We start from the raw sequence: 14,252 nt of genomic DNA, 5'->3' as shown, positions 1-14,252 counted from the left end.
GGAGATTGGTCATTTGCTTGCCATGTACCGCAATGACTACGTTTTTGAATAACCTATTGAAAAACTTAAAATTTGTCTCGTTACTTCTAGAACAACAAGGAAGCAGGAAAAAAACAGAATATTGATTTGACAAAAGAAAATATTTCTTTAACCTATAAGATATGAATAATTTGTTAAGAAAAAATTTAATAAATTTATTTTATTTAACAAAGGGAGGCGATGAAGCGTATCATCTGTTGAAATCAATACACGCTTATAATAAAAGAGTATTCGATCTAGATGTAATTAAAAAACAAAAAGGGAAAGGTGTTTGTAATTAATGAATGTTAAACGTATAAGTCTATTCACTTTAATGGCGACAATATTTTTAGTACTGGCGGCATGTGGTTCAACGAGCTCGGATGCAGAATCAGATGAAGACTCGAATGGGTCAGAGGAAGACAAAGGAACAATTACGATCGGACAAATTAATTGGCCTGAAAATATTGCCGTTACAAATCTATGGAAAGCTCTATTAGAAGATGAAGGGTATACAGTGGATTTGAAGTTGCTTGAAATGGGGCCACAAATGGCTGCGTTAGGAGCAGGAGAATTAGATATCGCACCTGAGATCTGGTTGCCTGTCCAAGACAAGAGTTACTATGAAGAGTTTAAAGATCAAGCCAATTTCTTTGAAGAACCATGGTATGATAATGGTAGAGTTGGGTTGGTTGTTCCAACATATATGGAAGATATCAATAGTATTGAAGATTTGAATGCAAATAAAGACAAGTTCAATGGGGAAATCATTGGCTTTGAATCTGGAGCAGGTACGATGATTGTTGCACAGGAAGTTATTGATGAATATGGTCTTGATTACAATTTATCAGCAAGCAGTACAGCGGCAATGATTTCATCAATTAGACTCGCAGTCGAAGATGAAGAACCGATTGTTGCGCCACTATGGAAGCCACATTACATTTTCTCTGAAGTAGATCTAAAATTCTTAGACGATCCGAAAAAGACCTTTGGTGAAGTAGAGAAAATTTATATGGCAACTCGTGATGGTTTCGACTCAGATCATGAAGATGTCAGCAAATGGTTGATGAACTTTAAGCTGAATGATGATCAGTTGGGTGATTTAATGATCCAAACGAAAGAAAACGAAGACAATCCACTAAAAGGTGCTGAAAAATGGATAGAAGAAAATCAGGATGTCGTTGATGAGTGGATGAAATAAATAGAGGTAAAGAGACGGTTCTCACTAAGAGGATCGTCTCTTTTATGAAGTGCTGATTTTAGCTTGCTTCTTTGCCATACTAATTATAAAATAAAAGAAACATTCAATTTGTACTTAACAAACTAAATAAACATACTAACATATGCAATATTCTATATAGGCTTCCTTACTCGCGTGAATAACTCAAGTGCAATATACAAAAAAGAGGTGCCACCATGGAAGAAAAACGGAATGACTCACACAATGGAAATGCTCAAGAAAAGATTGAACAGGTTGAACGGATGATGATTAATACGATATCAGAAACGATGGACTTGTATGGTGTTACTCCTGCAGTAGGGCGTTTGTACGCAACCATGTATTTTAAACACGAACCGATTACATTAGATGAAATGAAAGACGCACTCGGTATGAGTAAACCGAGCATGAGCACTTCCGTCCGCAAGCTGCAAGATATTAATATCGTTAAAAAGGTATGGCAGAAGGGATCGAGAAAGGATTCATTCATTGCTGAAAAGAATTTTTTCAATTATTTTTCTCATTTCTATGGCATGAAGTGGGAACGTGAAGTGAATATGTATTTGGTTAGCTTGAAAAAAGCCCAGGAACAACTGAAAGAAGTAATCGAGGACCCTGAGACAGATGAAGCATTAAGAGAAAAGGCTGAATTGGATTATCAACAACTTGAAGATGCTAGAGTCTATTACCGATGGTTGGAAAAGCTCACGAAGCTGACGAAATCAGGTGAAATCTTTGATTATATCCCTGTAGATGAAGAATAGAAAAGATCGTATGGAAAGAGACTCTTTGGAAGTCTCTTTCTTTTTACTTATTGTACTCTTCCGCTAAACTACTAAGTACTAGGTCTATAAGCAAAGAGGAGGGAAGAGTGTGAAAATATTACTACTCGGTGCAACAGGGCGAGTTGGAACTGCCTTACTCGAAAAAATGTTGCAAGATGGGCATGAAGTGGTGACTCTTGTTCGATCGCCTGAGAAGATAATGCTAGACCATCCGCATTTATATATCGTGCAAGGCGATGTGCTCGATGCAGAAGCATTGGAAAAAGCGATGACTATAATACCTGTCGAAGCGGTTGTAAGTGCGCTAAACACAGATAAAAACAACGTGCTCTCTCGCTACACACCAATGATCATTCAACTCATGAATGATTATCATGTGAAAAGATATATTACGATTGGAACGGCGGGGATTTTAAATAGCAGAGTAAACCCTAGCATTTACCGGTTTCAATCGAGTGAGTCGAAGCGGAAAACAACGACTGCAGCCGAGGATCATGCTGCAGCATATGAGCTTTTGAAAGAATCAGACCTTGATTGGACAGTTGTTTGTCCGACGTATTTGCCTGAAGGAGAAGAAGTAGGGGATTATCGTGTGGAAGCAGAGACGCTGCCCGTAGACGGAAGGAAAATTTCGGTTCAGGACACAGCAGCCTTTGCTTATAGCCAGCTTTCAGACGATACATTTATTCGCAAACGTGTAGGAATTGCTTATTAAAGATTTGTTTTGTGAGCATTCTTATCGAAATAAGCAATAAAAATAACTCGTCTGCTAGGTAAGTATACTGTTAATACCATTGTTATTTGTATTACAAAAATCCCTGGGAAAACAGTGCGATTTTAATGCTATTTGCATTAGTAGTTCACTATTTCTCCACCAAAAGTGAAGTATGACTTTAGAACGAAAAAAATCGCTCATATCAATTGAGCGACTTTTTAATATATTAATGCTGTTATGCAACAATCGCGCCCGATTGCTTAACTAGACTCCTCACTTTTATTTGTTAACTGTCTCACCAATTCGATTAGGACAAGTAAAGAAATAATAGCCATAAACATGCCATTAAAAAAGTCGTGTTCCGAAAAATTTAAAATTGCTACAAAAATGCACAGAATAAATGATAAAATCAATGGTATTTGTTTCAAACTTACACCTCTCCTTTATAGACACAAAAATATTTATATAGAAAATAGGCGCAATTCTTATTAAAGAAACGCGCCCTTTTGCTTAATAACTTTCTGCGTATTTATTTACTATACTTTCTTTAAGTTTAGGTAGATTTAGTAATAGAATAAGTGTTGGTAACATAATCACGGCTATATAACCTAAAATTCTATAATCAAAGTTAATCAATTCAAACCCTAACATAGATACTGGGAACATTATGGCAATCATCAATAAATACGGAAAAACCATTATAGAATATAAGCCTTTTCCTTTTCTGTATTTAAAAAGTGCGCTCCATTTTTCTTCGTTCATATTAAATATTTTTTTCATTGTACTAAAAAGCAACAGCAATAATCCGACATAAAGTAATGAACTAATTACATCTAACACAACATAAGAAACAACGAATAAAAATATTCTCAATGATTATCACCTCTGCTCTATAACCTGCCCCGTTAGAGGCGCACTTCTTATTCTACAACTGCGCCCGTTCGTATTGAGGAATAGATAAGGCTCAACCGAGATAAGTAATTTCACCTTCATTTTCTTTTGCTCTAATGGTGATTTTTGCAGTTAGTTGTTCAGGTTGTTGTCCATAATCATCCTTTACCTCTCTAAAGATGGAAGATATGTAATTTTCAAGTTCCCCCAATGTTATTTCTTTTGATAACACCTTATTTCTTGCAACCTCATATCCCTTAAATGAATTATTATAATTATCTATTTCTTCTTCTCCGAATGCTTTTATTTCGAATTCGACTTTAATATCATTAGACACTTTTTTCGCTCCTTTGCGTTACTTATCAAGACTAAGTTACGACCCTGCAGGGACGCACTGTTAAATTAGCGCGCCCTTTATATGAATATCATTCCTTACATTAAATTCGCTTTTTGAGGTTTTTACAGAAAACTAAATACCGTAAGAATGAATGAAATAACAAACGTTAATATAACTAAGATAACTATTATGGGAGCTATCATCTTTAAAAACCCTTTTTCTTTCTTTTTAAAACTTATAAAACTAAAAATTAAACCAAGTATTCCTGAGACAATGGAAGTGAAGAATAATATCTGTATAAGAACAACCATCATACCTTCGGGTTGCTTTGGAGCAACTGCATAAGAGGAAAAAATAGTTAATGCACAAATAACTCCCAATATCGCAGACCATTTACCGTAATTCAAATTAAACCCTACTTTTCTAAAGTGATTATGCAATAAATCATTTCAGTATTATTAAGTTATTTCAGTATTTATGTTATTTTCCTGCATTTTAACATATGGAATCAAAAAATGATTACAGATGACAGAAAAATTTTTATAAATAAAAAAATCAGTGGATAAATAAATCACATACGAATTCACATAGTAATTCACAGTTGTTTAACATAGTAAATAAATGACAAAATAACACGATTACAATAAATATTATCATTATGATAAAATCAATGCGAATTTATATGTCAAAGCGGGTGCGATTATAGTTAAAGCATTGGTATGACAATAAAAGAAAGCATACCAATTGATATGCTAAATATATTGTTATTTTAGATTTTCTCCACGGTAAGTGAACTATTTATCTGTTAGGCGAGTTTTTAAAAACATAATACAATGACTTTGTAAGGTGTAGTTTGTGCAGGAATGCTAAAGGTTGCAGGTCCATAAATGACAATTAAATCTCGATTTTTCGGTGGTTGTGTAAATGTCTGACCATTGGTTAACACAATTTGTGTATATGGAGAGATATTCAGTGCTAGCTGTCCGTTGCTACTCACCAACTGGCTATTAAAATAATCAACTTTTACATGTTGGTTTTGGTTCTCTTTAACCATGACAAGTGCCTCGTATTGTGGAGGGTATATGAGGATGGTTGGTGCATCACCGTCATAATACCCGGTTACACGATCTCCCACTTTCACCGCTACGTGATCTACAAAATAAGTTGAAGGTGTTACAACGAAATTAACTAACTCACCTGAATTATTTTCGACAGACATCATCTTATAGCAGCCTGCTTCCTCATCATCTTGACCTATTGGAAAATCACTGATCATCGTAATTGTTCCATAAAATGAATGAAAATTTATCATACAGTACCTCCGTAACTTTAGAAATAAGCATAAGTAGAGAGCAATTTACTTCGTTCCAAGGATTACTGTTATTAAACGATTGGATACAAATTGTGCATTTACAATGACTTGAAGTATCTTATGTAAGTCGATAGCTAAGTGACATCATCAATCATTGACATTAAACCTGCTGTGTAATTATGTATTGTATGTTTTAATAAAAATAATTAATACGATTATATAAGCTTTGAAAAGGAGAGGTTATTTGAAGAAAAAAGTTCTGGTTACTTCATTTGTTGTCGTGTTAGGGGTAGCGTGGTTTATGATCGAACAGAGTAAACAAACTACTTATGAATCAGTAATATCATCTGAACTATCAAACGATACGGTTGTAGAGAAAGTTAGAATTGAAGATATGCTTAACCACAAATGGACTGAATCAACTTCCGATGAAGTAATTCAAAACATTATAAAGAAACCTAGAAGCATGGAGATGAAAGAAACAAATAAAACCCCCTCGGTCGAGTATATTATCACGCTTAAAACTGAGGAAAGTAGCTATCATATTTTGTTAGGTAAAGAGTGTGTTGACCTTGACGACGGTATATATCAAGTAAAGGGGAAAAATGAATTATATGATTTTATAAAAAGCGCTGAGTTTAATTGGGAGAATAAACAGTAGTCTTCAAACAAAAATAAAAAGAAGTGTTTCGCCTATTGTTATGAAACACTTCTTTTTATTTCATCTACTATTAAAATTTACGTAGTAGGCTCGTATGCTTTTTCTTGATAAAAGTAATTCGGCGTGACGATGTCATTCTTATACGGTTTATGGTAGATATGCGTTGTTGCTGACGATAGCGGTGGAAGGAGCCATGCCCGATTCCCTGTAACTGGACGATTATGCTTCATTTCTTTCTTCTCAAAAGCTTTAAATTGTTTTGCCGCCGTATGATGGTCGACAAGCGTGACACCAGCTTTTTCAAAAGAATAGATTACAGCGATATTTAATTCCACTAGAGCTTTATCAATCCAAAGGGAACGGTCTGAATTTGTGTTGAGCCCCATTATTTCAGCTATTTTAGGAAGTGCATTATACCGATCTTCATCAGCGAGGTTTCTCGCTCCTATTTCCGTCCCCATATACCAACCGTTAAATGGTGCCATTGGGTAATCAATACCACCTATTTCTAATCGCATATCAGATATAATCGGCACAGCATACCATTTTAAATTTAACGACTTAAATTCCTCGAATTGAGGATGGATAATTTCAACTTCTTTCACGATCTTTTTAGGTATTTCAAATAGTTTAGGTGTCTGTCCCAGCTCTTGAATAACTAATGGGAGAATATCGTAATTTGTTTGCTCTCCTGACCACCCTAAACGTTCGCATTCTTTCGTAAAAGCAATCGATGTGGAATCACCAATTACTTCACCATTGGATTCATATCCGGCATAACGTAGCAGTTGGTGATTCCAAATTCTCATTGGATCTTTTCCATCGAATCTTGGTGGGAAAATGGTAATTGTAGATCGTATATTCCCATCATTTGTTGCAAAGTTAATGTGTTCGATAAGTTTGTCATATGCATCTTCTGCTGTATGAATATGTCGTGCATCAATAATGTGTAATGTATCCCAAAGCAATCGGCCAATGCATCGATTATTATTGCGCCAAGCCATCTTTGCTCCATGTGTTAATTCCAAGCTTGTATGAACATAAGTACCTGTCCGATGTATTTCATCTTCTATATCAGAAATTCTTTTATTTTGCTCTTCCTCAGGAATTCCAAGCTCGGTGTAGCATGTATGAATAAAGTTAGTAGCTTCTTGTAATAAATAATCAGATTGATTCATGTTTATCAACTCCATATTTTGATACTAGCATAGTCGTTATAAGCTATGAGCCTTAAAATATGGAGAAAAAATCACGATTTTTGTTTAGGTATTTCCTTGAAGTTATGATCGTTCATTCATATGACAACCGAATACCCTTCTCAAGTAAGTTATTTTTACATTCCTTTAAGTAGGCGGTGTCATGTTCTGGATAAATAGGATTAGTTAATCTCTCGACCTTCATATCGGCTAGATCATATGGAGGACAAGCTTTACCGCGATAGGTTGGATCCTCCCATAACGGGTCATTTTTATAACCGCGACGCTGCATCTCTTCGATGACTAACATATGATACTGATACAATTTATAAGGGGAATGGGTGAAAACATAATCTACGGTAGCGTGTTTCTTTTTCCATCCTAATCCACGTAATGCGCAACATTCACGATGTTGACCTAACAGCTGAGGCCTTGGTAGATCTGGGATTAGTTGTTCGTGCCATAAACGCATCAAATCACCTTTTTCTCTTTAATTGTTAAATGTTAAATAGTCGCCATACCATAATAACTCGTTTGCTTCGTAAGTAACGTTATGATGTTTAAGTGCAACCGGAACGAGATTAAACGGCTTCTCTCTGTCTTGAGGCCAAAAACGCGAATGCAATAAATAATGCACTTGATATTTTTGCGTATTTTCTTCAAGCAATGTTAGCGCTTGGGAAAAGTTTGTTTGGATGGAATTACTCATCTTTTGTCTTTCTTCACTGGATACTAATTTTTTGAAATAACCCGCCATATGGTACAGTGCATTCGAAAGTTGAGGGAGCTCTTCTGTTGGTACTTGACCATATGTTGTTTCGATATTTCTTAAAATTCTATAAGCCGCAGTTAAATCACGATCATTCGCTTTTAAATACGTGCGCACCTTCTGATAATCTTGTTGGTTACAAGCGAGTACAAGGTATTTATTCATCGCCCATATAGCTTGTGCAGCTTGGAGGACTAGCTTTTCATCGGTTATTATATTTTCTTGTCGCATTAGTTTCACCCCATATTATTATACTATGAATGCGAAATCCTCTTGAATGAGGGTGGCTCAGCTTTATAAAAAAAACACAACTTCCTCCAATGTAAGGAAGTTATGTTTATCTGAGTTTGATCATTATAATTTAGTTGATCCACCGTCGGACATAATTGTCTGGCCGGTAATGTAGTCAGAATCTTCGCTAGCTAAGAATACAGCGATGCGACCAATATCTTTTTCTGGGTCACCCATACGTTTCATAGGGATTTTATTGATTGTTTCATCATATAATTCTGGGAAGTTTTCACTCCATTGTTTCACACCTTCAGTTAACGCAATTGGAGAGATAAGGTTTACGTTAATTTCGTCTGCGCCCCACTCATTCGCAGCTACACGCGTAATTCCGCGAATCGCTTCTTTTGCTGCAGCGTATGAAGCTTGTGTCGGTTGTCCGTTAATTCCAGCGCCTGAAGCAAAGTTAATGACTTTACCTTTTGCCTTTTTAAGCTCTGGATATGCCACTTGCATAAAGTTAAATGTTGGATAGAATCCAGTGTTAAAGGATAAGTCAAACATATCCATTGTTGTCTCAGCGAATGGTGCTTGTTTAGATGCGTGAGCGTTATTGACTAAGATATCAAGTCTACCGAACTTTTCTACAACTTTTTCGACGATCTCTTCAACGTTTTCTCTTTTCGAAATGTCTTTGATGAAAAGCATGCCCTCTGTGTGGCCATTAATATCTTCGAGAACTTTTTCACCGTTCTCTTCATTGATATCTACAATCGCAATATGGGCGCCTTCTTTGGCCATTGCAAGTGCTATGCCACGGCCAATTCCACCCGCGCCTCCTGTAACAATTCCGACTTTATCTTTTAGTCTCATGAGAATCACCTTTCGTTTCTGTTATTTCTACCTCTTCAACTACATTACTGCTGTAACTTTCCGGCTGTATAACCACCGTCAACCGGTATCGTCACACCACTAATTTGTCTTGCTAAATCAGAGCATAAGAACATCACAACATTCCCTTGATCTTCCGGTGTAGACATTTCTCCGGCAGGTAATGACTCCAATACACCGTTATATTGTTCAGGATGGTTTTTTGCCCAACCTTCAATGGCAGGTGTAATCGTTGCACCAGGTGCAATGGCGTTGATGCGAATATTTTGTTTTCCGTATTCTAGAGCCACTGATTTTGTTAGGCCTACAATGCCATGCTTTGATGCGGTGTATGGTGTCATATTCGGTGAACCTTCTAATCCAGCACCTGAAGCGGTGTTAACAATCGAACCGCCACCGGATTGAAGCATTGCGTTCACTTGGTGTTTGACACTATAGAAAGTACCATATAGATTGATTTTCATTGTTTTGTCCCAGTCATTTGCGTCCATTTCGCCAATCTTTACTTGTCCAGCGTTAATGCCTGCATTATTGTGCGCAAAATCGAGTTTACCGAACACGGTTACCGTTTCATCAACTAACGCTTTCACTTGCTCTTCATCACTGACGTCACATTTGAAAAACTGTGCCTCTCCTCCATTTTCTTTAATAATATTAACCGTTTCTTGTCCGCCTTCTTCACTTATATCAGAGACCATTACTTTCGCTCCAGCGTTTGCTAAAGCGACCGCACTTGCTCGTCCGATTCCTGAACCAGCTGCAGTGACTAAGCCAGCTTTACCTTTTAATAAGTTTGTCATCATGAGAAATTCCTTTCTAGATTTTATTTATAAAATGTTTTCTCTTAATCGTTAGAAGTTAAACACTTCAGAATCCTATCGGTGTAAGACATAGTTTGTAACATGTTCAAAGATATCATGACGAAAATTTCATATCGAACATATGGTTTCATCCTCACAAAAAATAGGATTGGATTTTTTGTATTCAGTGACGGTGATTTATGTAGGTAGAAAAGGGAAAAGGCAGCAATGATAAAGGGAGTTTTCGTTTACAGAGTATGCTAAAATGCATGCAAGAATATGCATGGATGGTCCGTCTGAAAGGATGATCATATGTCGAATGCAAAAGATGAAATCATTTTACGTGGTTTGAAAGCAAACAACTTAAAAAATATCGACCTTAACATTAAAAAGGAACAAATTACGGTGTTTACCGGTATTTCCGGTTCAGGAAAGAGTTCAGTCGTCTTCGATACGCTTGCAACAGAAAGTAGAAGGCAAATGACGATGAATTATCCGATGTATGTTCGTTACCAAATGCCTCGGTATGAACGGCCTGAAGCGGATTTACTGAAGCATTTAAGTCCAGTGGTTGTTATTGAACAGCGACCGGTGAGTGGAAATTCCCGTTCGACGGTTGGTACGTATATGGATGTCGATCCATTGATCCGGTTGCTTTTTTCACGCATTGGCGATCCGCCGATAGAGACGGCAACGGACTTTTCCAGCCAAAGTTCATTTGGACAGTGCCCGTCTTGCAATGGCTTTGGTGAAATTGTCGCACCTGATGTAAACAAGTTAGTTGATGAAGATAAGTCATTAAGGGAGTACGCGGTACAATTTAAACCATTGTCACCATCAGGCTGGCAAGGTAGGTGGATGATTACGGGCGGTTTGTTTAACCCGGATATACCGATTAAGGACTTCTCGGAGGAAGATTATCAGTTATTTATCTATGGGCCTCCTGAAGGTGAGCGGGTGTTTGCACCGTTTCATACGAAGCATGGTCCGCAGCCTCATGAATGGGACGGGCTATTGCCACGTTTTACTCGTCTTTATATTAACCGGGATGTCTCCAAGCTTGCTCAAACAACTCTTGATGACGTGCTGGCGATGACGACGCGTACATCTTGTCCGACTTGCCAAGGGTCTGGACTGAATCCACAAGTGCTTGAATCAAAAATTAATGGATTCAATATTGCTGATTATGATGCGCTCGAGCTCACGGATTTATTAGTAGAGCTTGAAAAAATCAATGATCCAATTGGGCATGCGATTGCTTTACAAACTATTCCATCCGTAAAACAGCTCGTAGATTTAGGATTGGGCTATTTAAGCTTATCCCGAAAGATGGAATCACTATCGGGCGGGGAAGCCCAGCGTGTAAAAATTGCACGTCATTTAGGGAGTAGTTTGAACAACATGACGTTTATTTTTGATGAACCGACTGCTGGTCTACACCCTGAAGAGGTTGATTTGCTCATTCAAATGTTGAAACGAATCAAAGAGGAACACAACACAGTTATTGTGATTGAACATAATCTATCGGTCATCAAGGTTGCCGATGAGATCATTGAAATGGGGCCTAGTGCAGGTGTGCATGGTGGGGAAGTGATTTTTCAAGGAAGCAAGGAAGGATTGGAAGAATCAGGAGCTGCAACGACGCTTCAGAAAACACTTGAGATCAATTCAAAACCACGTCGGTTTCAAGAGACTTTCACGATCAAACATGCGTCGATGAATAACTTAAGAAATCTCACAGTTGATATTCCGAAAAATGTCTTCGTTTCGGTTTGTGGCGTGTCTGGTTCTGGAAAAAGTTCGTTAATGCTTGAAGCATTTCCTGAGAAATATCCGGATGCGATTATGGTGAGTCAAGCTCCGATTGGCATCTCCAGTCGCTCAACACTTGCCACGTACATGGGAATCATGGATGATATTCGGGCAATTTTTGCGCGCGAAACGGGCGAACCTGCTGGATTATTTAGTTTTAATTCGTTAGGTGCCTGTCCAGTTTGTGATGGTAAAGGGATTACGAAGCCGGATGTAGCCTTCGCCGATCCCGTCTCAGTGACTTGTGAAGCGTGTGGTGGAACGAGGTATTCAGATGAAGCTCTTTCACATACGTACAAAGGGAAAAATATCGTAGACATATTGCAGCTAACGATTGAAGAAGCAAAAGACTTTTTCGATCGGCCAAAAATCAACCATCTCGTCAATACGTTAAGAGAAGTCGGGCTAGAGTATTTAACCCTAGGACAGACGACGAGTTCGTTAAGTGGTGGCGAAGTACAACGATTGAAACTGGCGAGCCATCTAAAAAAAGAAGGACAAATTTATATTTTAGATGAACCATCGTTAGGATTACACGCACAAGACAACGACAAACTGTTCGCCGTGTTTCAACAACTCGTAGAACGTGGAAACTCGGTCATTGTTATCGAGCACAATGTCGACTTTATTGCTGCAAGTGACTGGGTCATTGAACTCGGACCAGGTGGAGGAAAACATGGGGGAGAAATCATATTTGAAGGCAACCCAGAACAGATGACAACAGCTGATACAGTGACGGCAAAGTGGTTGAGGGATTGAGAAGTTATTTTTATAGAATGGATCAAAAGAGTATTGGAGTATTCTAATCGCGGGTAGCGCGCGAAAATAACGCTCTATCCGTGAATAGGAGTGTTCTAATCAAAGATAGCACGCGAAAATCCTGTCCTATCCTTGAATAGAAGCGTTCTAATCAAAGATAGCGTACAAAAATCACGCTCTTTCTTCGAATAGAGATGTTCTAATCAAGGGTAGCGTGCAAAAATCGTGCTCTATCTTTGAATAGAGGTGCACACTAACCAAAGGGGAGCTAAAAAATAGCGTCCCCCTCATGATAAACGTTCAAATTATTTCCATAATTGATAGAAAGTATATCAGGAATATATATGTAGGAAAATTGCGGTTCCCAATTGACTGCACAAAAATAAACCCCGTATGACCGTTAAACGGCACGGGATTTGTCTTTATACTTCAAATGCTACATATCATGATCTGTTTTTTGTTTTTGACCTGAATGATTTTGCTGTTTTACTTTATGTGAACCTTTCATAGGTTCTCCATATGGCTGCTTTGGGCTTTTCGGTAAATTTGGTTCTTTCTGTTGTTTTGGTCCTTTCGGTTTTCCGCTCATATTTATCCTCCTTCACTTAGTTATGGATAGCTTTTGATAAAGAGTGCAATCTATACGCTGTAAAACCAAGATTTCGGCTCGTGATTCAGCTAGACCCATGTTTACCAATCCTCCATAACGGATAAATAAAAAATGTAAGCTTTAAAAGCTTTTACTGATTATGATTGCAACCTGAACATTGCACAACAAGGAGGATTTAATATGTCAGATAAAGGTTTTGAAGAAAACGTAAAAGGTTCAATGGACAAGGCGAAAGGTAAAGCAAAAGAGGGATATGGTGAATTGACAGACGATACTTCGAAAGAAATCGAAGGTAAAAAAGATCAAGTAAAAGGTGAAGCCAAAAAGAAATATGGCGATTTGAAAGATAAGTTCAGCGATGATGATGAAAAATAATAAAGTTAAGTTATGAAAAGCAATCTGTTGATAATTCAGCAGGTTGCTTTTTTATGTAAAAAATTATTTTTATGCACTTTTTCCAAACACGACACCCAACAACCGATTTTTATTTACAAAGTCATTTCTCTCCAGTACAATATCCTATGTACCAATCATCCTACAACTTTTATGGAGGAACGAAATGATCCAGAAAATAAATCGTTTGTCATTGGTGGAACAGGTTGCTGAACAGATGGAGCAATTAATTGAACAAGGACAATGGAAGGTAGGAGAAAAACTTCCGCCTGAAATGGAATTAATGGATAAGTTCGGCGTGAGTCGCAACACATTAAGAGAAGCGATTCGGGCATTAGTGCATGCTGGTTTATTGGAAACAAAACAAGGGAGTGGCACACTTGTTCGGTCAACGAGTGTTCTAGGAGCCGCATTAAAGCGTCATGTGAAAAAATCAACAATGATGGAGACGCTTGAAGTACGGTTTGCGCTTGAGAAACAAGCCGCTAAAATGGCTGCCGAACGTCGAACGGAAGGAGACTTGGCTAAGCTTGAAGCGAGTGTTTCCGAAACTAAAGTTGCTTCTGAAAAAGAAGACATAGATCAATTTATCACTTCTGATATTGAATTTCATAAAGCGATCGTTCAAGCTTCTGGCAATCAGTTGCTGATTGATTTATATGAGCATATGACCGACTTATTATATTCATTTGTCCATGATTTCTTGGCGATGCAGCCTTCTTTTCAGTTGGAGCAAGGACTTCACCTGAATTTATTGGATGCGATTCAAAAGCAGGATCAAGCGTCTGCTGCAATGTATGTCGAGAATGATATGGAGGTATTAAAAGATTACATATTGAAGATGACGGAGGAGTAG

Annotated in this window: 17 protein-coding genes; 7 read left to right on the top strand and 10 right to left on the bottom strand. The window is 37.6% G+C overall.

The window, feature by feature from the left end:
• The first annotated feature begins 319 nt into the window (after positions 1 to 319).
• The 3 genes from KQ486_RS03105 (at position 320) to KQ486_RS03095 (ending at position 2,737) form a co-directional block, all read left to right on the top strand.
• Positions 320 to 1,219, top strand: coding sequence for a glycine betaine ABC transporter substrate-binding protein (locus tag KQ486_RS03105; protein ID WP_144162841.1), 900 nt, complete (start codon positions 320 to 322; stop codon positions 1,217 to 1,219).
• 215 nt (positions 1,220 to 1,434) lie between these two features.
• A complete protein-coding gene (gene cudC, locus KQ486_RS03100; RefSeq protein ID WP_144162838.1) occupies positions 1,435 to 2,001 on the top strand; it encodes a choline uptake/conversion transcriptional regulator CudC in 567 nt (188 codons plus the stop codon).
• A gap of 109 nt (positions 2,002 to 2,110) precedes the next feature.
• Positions 2,111 to 2,737 carry an NAD(P)-dependent oxidoreductase gene (locus KQ486_RS03095; protein WP_144162836.1) on the top strand — a complete coding sequence of 209 codons (627 nt, stop codon included), beginning with the start codon at positions 2,111 to 2,113 and terminating at the stop codon, positions 2,735 to 2,737.
• Between the two features lie 510 nt (positions 2,738 to 3,247).
• Here the strand turns inward: KQ486_RS03095 and KQ486_RS03090 are convergent.
• From KQ486_RS03090 to KQ486_RS03075, 4 genes are all read right to left on the bottom strand, one after another.
• Positions 3,248 to 3,610, bottom strand: a complete 363-nt coding sequence (locus KQ486_RS03090; RefSeq protein WP_186278612.1) for a hypothetical protein — start codon at positions 3,608 to 3,610, stop codon at positions 3,248 to 3,250.
• Between the two features lie 91 nt (positions 3,611 to 3,701).
• Positions 3,702 to 3,965, bottom strand: coding sequence for a hypothetical protein (locus KQ486_RS03085; protein ID WP_246569167.1), 264 nt, complete (start codon positions 3,963 to 3,965; stop codon positions 3,702 to 3,704).
• Between the two features lie 122 nt (positions 3,966 to 4,087).
• Positions 4,088 to 4,372 carry a hypothetical protein gene (locus tag KQ486_RS03080; protein WP_144162834.1) on the bottom strand — a complete coding sequence of 95 codons (285 nt, stop codon included), beginning with the start codon at positions 4,370 to 4,372 and terminating at the stop codon, positions 4,088 to 4,090.
• Between the two features lie 410 nt (positions 4,373 to 4,782).
• On the bottom strand, positions 4,783 to 5,277 hold the full coding sequence (locus tag KQ486_RS03075; protein WP_144162832.1) for a hypothetical protein: 495 nt from the start codon (positions 5,275 to 5,277) through the stop codon (positions 4,783 to 4,785).
• A 244-nt stretch (positions 5,278 to 5,521) separates the two neighbouring features.
• Between KQ486_RS03075 and KQ486_RS03070 the strand changes: the two genes are divergently transcribed.
• Positions 5,522 to 5,938 (top strand): hypothetical protein, encoded by a 417-nt coding sequence (locus KQ486_RS03070; RefSeq protein ID WP_144162830.1) that lies wholly within the window; start codon positions 5,522 to 5,524, stop codon positions 5,936 to 5,938.
• A 77-nt stretch (positions 5,939 to 6,015) separates the two neighbouring features.
• Here KQ486_RS03070 and KQ486_RS03065 read toward each other — a convergent pair whose 3' ends face one another.
• The 5 genes from KQ486_RS03065 to KQ486_RS03045 form a co-directional block, all read right to left on the bottom strand.
• Complete coding sequence (locus tag KQ486_RS03065; protein WP_216686768.1) at positions 6,016 to 7,116, bottom strand: nitric oxide synthase oxygenase; 1,101 nt, start codon at positions 7,114 to 7,116, stop codon at positions 6,016 to 6,018.
• A gap of 112 nt (positions 7,117 to 7,228) precedes the next feature.
• Positions 7,229 to 7,606, bottom strand: coding sequence for a TIGR02328 family protein (locus KQ486_RS03060; protein WP_144162895.1), 378 nt, complete (start codon positions 7,604 to 7,606; stop codon positions 7,229 to 7,231).
• Between the two features lie 18 nt (positions 7,607 to 7,624).
• A complete protein-coding gene (locus KQ486_RS03055) occupies positions 7,625 to 8,134 on the bottom strand; it encodes a DUF1722 domain-containing protein (RefSeq protein WP_144162826.1) in 510 nt (169 codons plus the stop codon).
• 123 nt (positions 8,135 to 8,257) lie between these two features.
• Positions 8,258 to 9,004, bottom strand: coding sequence for an SDR family NAD(P)-dependent oxidoreductase (locus tag KQ486_RS03050; RefSeq protein ID WP_216686767.1), 747 nt, complete (start codon positions 9,002 to 9,004; stop codon positions 8,258 to 8,260).
• Between the two features lie 44 nt (positions 9,005 to 9,048).
• On the bottom strand, positions 9,049 to 9,822 hold the full coding sequence (locus KQ486_RS03045) for an SDR family NAD(P)-dependent oxidoreductase (RefSeq protein ID WP_216686766.1): 774 nt from the start codon (positions 9,820 to 9,822) through the stop codon (positions 9,049 to 9,051).
• Positions 9,823 to 10,134: 312 nt separating this feature from the next.
• Here KQ486_RS03045 and KQ486_RS03040 point away from each other — a divergent pair, with 312 nt between their 5' ends.
• Positions 10,135 to 12,393: an ATP-binding cassette domain-containing protein gene (locus tag KQ486_RS03040; protein ID WP_216686765.1), complete on the top strand. Its 2,259-nt coding sequence runs from the start codon at positions 10,135 to 10,137 to the stop codon at positions 12,391 to 12,393.
• A gap of 436 nt (positions 12,394 to 12,829) precedes the next feature.
• Here KQ486_RS03040 and KQ486_RS03035 read toward each other — a convergent pair whose 3' ends face one another.
• Positions 12,830 to 12,982 carry a small acid-soluble spore protein P gene (locus KQ486_RS03035; RefSeq protein WP_212371294.1) on the bottom strand — a complete coding sequence of 51 codons (153 nt, stop codon included), beginning with the start codon at positions 12,980 to 12,982 and terminating at the stop codon, positions 12,830 to 12,832.
• A 201-nt stretch (positions 12,983 to 13,183) separates the two neighbouring features.
• Between KQ486_RS03035 and KQ486_RS03030 the strand changes: the two genes are divergently transcribed.
• Both KQ486_RS03030 and KQ486_RS03025 read left to right on the top strand, forming a co-directional pair.
• On the top strand, positions 13,184 to 13,378 hold the full coding sequence (locus KQ486_RS03030; RefSeq protein WP_216686764.1) for a CsbD family protein: 195 nt from the start codon (positions 13,184 to 13,186) through the stop codon (positions 13,376 to 13,378).
• 184 nt (positions 13,379 to 13,562) lie between these two features.
• Complete coding sequence (locus KQ486_RS03025) at positions 13,563 to 14,252, top strand: FadR/GntR family transcriptional regulator (protein ID WP_216686763.1); 690 nt, start codon at positions 13,563 to 13,565, stop codon at positions 14,250 to 14,252.

The sequence above is a fragment of the Allobacillus halotolerans genome, from assembly GCF_018967645.1.
In the GTDB taxonomy this organism is placed as follows: domain Bacteria; phylum Bacillota; class Bacilli; order Bacillales; family Alkalibacillaceae; genus Allobacillus; species Allobacillus halotolerans.
The sequence above is the reverse complement of the archived record's forward strand: the minus strand, read 5'-3'. Positions and strand labels throughout refer to the sequence as shown.

Bases quoted from the DNA above. Each gene is read 5' to 3' on its own strand.
- KQ486_RS03105 (WP_144162841.1), top strand. From the start codon at position 320: ATGAATGTTAAACGTATAAGTCTATTCACTTTAATGGCGACAATATTT.
- cudC (WP_144162838.1), top strand. From the start codon at position 1,435: ATGGAAGAAAAACGGAATGACTCACACAATGGAAATGCTCAAGAAAAG.
- KQ486_RS03075 (WP_144162832.1), bottom strand. From the start codon at position 5,277: ATGATAAATTTTCATTCATTTTATGGAACAATTACGATGATCAGTGAT.
- KQ486_RS03065 (WP_216686768.1), bottom strand. From the start codon at position 7,116: ATGAATCAATCTGATTATTTATTACAAGAAGCTACTAACTTTATTCAT.
- KQ486_RS03060 (WP_144162895.1), bottom strand. From the start codon at position 7,606: ATGCGTTTATGGCACGAACAACTAATCCCAGATCTACCAAGGCCTCAG.
- KQ486_RS03055 (WP_144162826.1), bottom strand. From the start codon at position 8,134: ATGCGACAAGAAAATATAATAACCGATGAAAAGCTAGTCCTCCAAGCT.
- KQ486_RS03050 (WP_216686767.1), bottom strand. From the start codon at position 9,004: ATGAGACTAAAAGATAAAGTCGGAATTGTTACAGGAGGCGCGGGTGGA.
- KQ486_RS03045 (WP_216686766.1), bottom strand. From the start codon at position 9,822: ATGACAAACTTATTAAAAGGTAAAGCTGGCTTAGTCACTGCAGCTGGT.
- KQ486_RS03040 (WP_216686765.1), top strand. From the start codon at position 10,135: ATGTCGAATGCAAAAGATGAAATCATTTTACGTGGTTTGAAAGCAAAC.
- KQ486_RS03035 (WP_212371294.1), bottom strand. From the start codon at position 12,982: ATGAGCGGAAAACCGAAAGGACCAAAACAACAGAAAGAACCAAATTTA.
- KQ486_RS03030 (WP_216686764.1), top strand. From the start codon at position 13,184: ATGTCAGATAAAGGTTTTGAAGAAAACGTAAAAGGTTCAATGGACAAG.
- KQ486_RS03025 (WP_216686763.1), top strand. From the start codon at position 13,563: ATGATCCAGAAAATAAATCGTTTGTCATTGGTGGAACAGGTTGCTGAA.